The following is a 4,461-nucleotide window of genomic DNA, read 5'->3' on the forward strand; positions in this document are numbered from 1 at the left end:
CGCGCCAGCAGCACCGACAACGCCGCGTGCACCACCATGAACAACGTCGCGTTGTGCGCCCGCGCCAACTGCACCAACCGCCCGTGCAACTCCGCCGGAATCTCCACACCGACCCGCGCACCGGCCACCGACTGCACCGCCGGACGCGGACGATCGGCCGGCAACTCCAACTGGTCCGGCAGACCCGCCAGGGCTGTGGTCCAGTGGCGGATCTGCTGCGAGATGAGCGAGGACGGATCGTCCTCCGAGCCCAGCACCGACCGCTGCCACAACGCGTAGTCCGCGTACTGCACCGCGAGCGGTTCCCACGACGGCACGCCGCCGCCGATCCGGGACGTGTACGCGGTGACGAGGTCACGGACGAACGGCCCGCCCGACGAGCCGTCGGCGGAGATGTGGTGGACGACCGTGACGACCACGAAGTCTTCGGCGCCGAGCTCGAAAACCCGTGCGCGGAGCGGAATTTCGGTGGTCACGTCGAACGGCTGCCCGACGAATCCGGCCATCGCCCCGGCGATCGACGCCTCGTCGACGGTGACGACGTCCATTGCGACCGAGGCGCGTCCGGCAGGCAGGATCACCTGGACGGGCCCGTCGACGGTCTCCGGGTAGACGGTGCGCAGCGACTCGTGCCGCGCCACCACGTCGGCGACCGCCGCGCGCAGCGCCTCGACGTCGAGGGCTCCGCGGATGCGCAGCGCGGTCGGCAGGTTGTAGGCGGTCGAGTCCGGGTCGAACCGGTTGAGGAACCACATGCGGGACTGCGCCAGCGACAACGGAATCCGCTCCGGGCGCACCTGCGCCGTGAGCGCAGCGCGTCCACCGGCACCGGTGTGCGACTCGAGCCGGGCGGCGAGGGCCTCCACCGACGAGGCCTCGAACAGTTCCCGCACCGGAACGCGGACCTCGAGGGCGGCGCCGAGGCGCGCCGCGACCTGGGTCGCGATCAGGGAGTTCCCGCCGAGCGCGAAGAAGTCGTCGTCGAGACCGACCCTCTCGACGCCGAGCACCTCGCCGAACACCGCGGCGACGATCTCTTCCACCGGCGTGGTGGGGGCGCGGAACGCGCGGGTCTCGAACACGGGCTCGGGCAGCGCCTTGCGGTCGAGCTTGCCGGACGCGTTGAGCGGGAACGCGTCGAGGACGACGGCGGCCGCCGGAACCATGTACGACGGCAGACTCTTGCCGAGCCCGGCGAGCAGCGACTGCTCGTCGATGTCGGCGCCGGCCTCGGCGACGAGGTAGGCGACGAGCTGATCGCCGGTCGGGGTCGCGACGACCTGCACCGATGCGGACATGACGGTGGGGTCGGCGAGCAGGGCCGTCTCGATCTCGCCGAGCTCGATGCGCTGGCCGCGGAACTTCACCTGGAAGTCGGTGCGGCCGATGTACACCAGTTCCGGTGCGCCGCCGGCCGTGCGGGTCCAGCGCACGAGGTCGCCGGTGCGGTACATGCGATCGCCGGAGAGACCGAAGGGATCGGCGACGAATCGGTCGCTGGTCAGGTCGACCCGGCCGTGGTACCCGCGTGCGAGCTGGACGCCCGACAGGTACAGCTCACCCGCGACCCCCAGCGGGACGGGACGAAGCCGCCCGTCGAGCACGTACACCTTCGAATTCCACTGCGGCACACCGATCGGGACCGACCCGGCGTCGTCGAGCGCCGCCTGCCGGTAGGTGATCGACACGGCCGCCTCGGTCGGCCCGTACAGGTTGTGCAGTCCCGCCGACGAGACCGACGCGAACGCGTGCGCGGTCTGCGCGGGCAGTGCCTCACCGATGACGAACACGTCGCGCAGCGTCACCAGGTCGGCCGGGTCCGCGTACGAGACGAAGACGGCGAGCATCGACGGCACGAAATCGGTGACGGTGACCGACCGTTCCCGGATGGTGCGGGCGACGTATTCGGCGTCCCGGTGCCCGTCGGGTGTCGCGACGACGAGCGTCGCGCCGACCCGCAGCGGCAGGAAGAAGCCCCACAGCGACACGTCGAACGTGGTGGCGGTCTTCTGGAGATAGACGTCGGCCTCGGTGAGTCCGTATTCGCCCTGCATCCAGGCCATCTGGTTCGCGATCGCGCCGTGCGGAACCGCGACACCCTTCGGGCGTCCGGTGGATCCGGAGGTGAAGATGACGTAGGCGGTGTTCCCGGGACGCAGCACCCCGGTTCGCTCGCTCGCCGGGACCGGCGTGGCCGGCAGGTGCGCGAGGTCGAGGGTGTCGAGGTGCAGGACCGGGATGCGCTCGGGCAGCGTGAGATCGTCGCGCTCGGTGGTGAGCACGCAGACGGGTTCGGCGGCGTCGAGGATGTACTCGGTGCGCGAGGCCGGGTGGTCCGGGTCCACGGGCACGTAGGCGCCGCCCGCGCGGAGGACCGCGTACATGCCGACGACGAGTTCGACGGACCGGCGCATCGCCAGCGCGACCCGGGACTCCGGTCCGACACCGAGGGAGATCAGGTGCCGCGCAAGACGATTGACTTCGGCATCGAATTCGGCGTAGGTGAGTTCGCGACCCTCGTACACGAGTGCGGTCGCGTCGGGGGTCCGGGCGACCTGTGCGTCGAAGCCGTCGAGCAGCAGACGGTCCGCGATCGTGTGCTCGGTGTCGTTGCACGTGTCGAGCAGGACGCGGCGCTCGCCGGCGCCGAGGATCTCGAGGTCCCCGACGGTCACCGTGGGATCGGTGGAGACCGCGTCGAGGATGCGCAGCAGTCGCTTCGAGATCTCCACGACCGACGATTCGTCGAACAGCGCGGTGGCGTAGGTGAGCATGCCGACCATGCCGTCGGTGTCGCTGTCGGTGGCGAGGGTCAGCTGCAGGTCGAACCGTGAGGTCGTCGTGCCGGCGTCGAGCCCCTCGACGCGCAGGCCCGCGAGGTCGAGGTGGGCTTCCTCGAGGTTCTGGAAGAACAGCGCCACCTGGAACAGCGGGTGCCGCGACTGCGACCGGACGGGGTTGAGCACCTCGACGAGCCGCTCGAACGGCAGATCCGCGTGCCCGAACGCACCCAGGTCGGTCTCGCGGGCCTGGGCGAGGAGTTCGGTGAAGGTGGCTGCGGGCGAGACCTGGGTACGCAGCACGAGGGTGTTGACGAACATGCCGACCAGGTCGTCGAGCGCCTGCTCACCGCGGCCCGCGACGGGCGTGCCGATCGCGATGTCCTCGGTGCCGGACAGCCGGGCCAGCAGCACGGCGAGCGCGCTGTGGACCACCATGAACAGGGTGCCGTGCTGGGCGGCGGCCACCGCTTCGAGGCGTTCGACGAGATCCGCGTCGATCGGGAAGCGGTACATCGCACCGGCGTTCGACGCGGTCTGCGGCCGAGGACGATCGGTCGGCAGGGCGAGTTCATCGGGCAACCCGGCGAGCGTGTTCTTCCAGTAGTCGAGCTGCGCGGCGATCAGCGAGTCCGGATCGTCCTCGGAACCGAGGACCCGGCGCTGCCACAGCGCGAAGTCCGCGTACTGGACCGGCAGCGGTTCCCAGGCCGGCGCCGATCCGACGCTCCGGCCCGCGTACGCCGTGACCACGTCGCGGGTCAGCGGGGCCATCGACGAGCCGTCCGCGCTGATGTGGTGCACGACGAGAACGAGCACGTGTTCGTCCTCGCCGAGGGTGAACAAACGGATCCGCACCGGGACCGCGATGGTGACGTCGAATCCCTCGTCGACGAAATCGACCACGTCCGAGAGGATTTCGCCTGCGGTCGACGGAACGGGGATCAGTTCGTCGACGACCTCGGCGGTGGGGAGAACCACCTGGTGCCCGGTACCGTCGAGTTCCGGGTAGACCGTCCGCAGGATCTCGTGCCGCTCGACGACGTCGCCGATCGCCGCGCGCAGGGCCGCGACGTCGAGGTGGCCGGTGAGGCGGATCGCCAGCGGGATGTTGTTGACGGTCGACGTGGTGTCGAACCGGTTGAGGAACCACATCCGCTGCTGCGCGAGCGACAGCGGGACGACGGTGCCCCGGTCCTGCGGCACGAGCGGGACGCGCCCTGCCGCATCGCCGAGCGAATCGAGGTAGTCGGCGAAGGATTCGACGGTGGAGAACTCGAACAGGTCCCGTACGGGAAGGCGGGCGTCGACGACGGCGCCGAGGCGCGCGACCGCCTGCGTCGCGATCAGGGAGTTGCCGCCGAGTTCGAAGAAGTCGTCGTCGACGCCGACACGTTCGACACCGAGCAGCTCGGCGAACACGGCCGCGACGGTCTCCTCGGTGGGGGTCGACGGAGCGCGGAACTCCCTGGCCTCGAACACAGGCTCCGGCAAGGCCTTCCGATCCAGCTTGCCGTTCCCGGTGAGGGGGATCGCGTCGAGGGTCATCACCACGGAGGGGACCATGTGGGACGGCAGCGACCGACCCACGAATTCCTTGAGCGCGTCCTGGTCGACGACCGATCCGGCCGCGGGCAGCACGTACGACACCAGCGTCGTCACGCCGGTCGTGGACGTGTGC

General features: G+C 70.3%; 1 protein-coding gene. It reads right to left on the reverse strand.

Going from position 1 to position 4,461, the window contains the following annotated elements; translation table 11 throughout:
• Positions 1-4,442, reverse strand: a 4,442-nt coding sequence (locus I0Q12_RS26520) for an amino acid adenylation domain-containing protein (RefSeq protein WP_307846547.1), incomplete at its 3' end; no start/stop codon positions are given.
• Between the last annotated feature and the right edge of the window lie 19 nt (positions 4,443-4,461).

Origin of the sequence: Rhodococcus sp. CX (assembly GCF_015865005.1) — a bacterium.
Lineage (GTDB): Bacteria > Actinomycetota > Actinomycetes > Mycobacteriales > Mycobacteriaceae > Rhodococcus.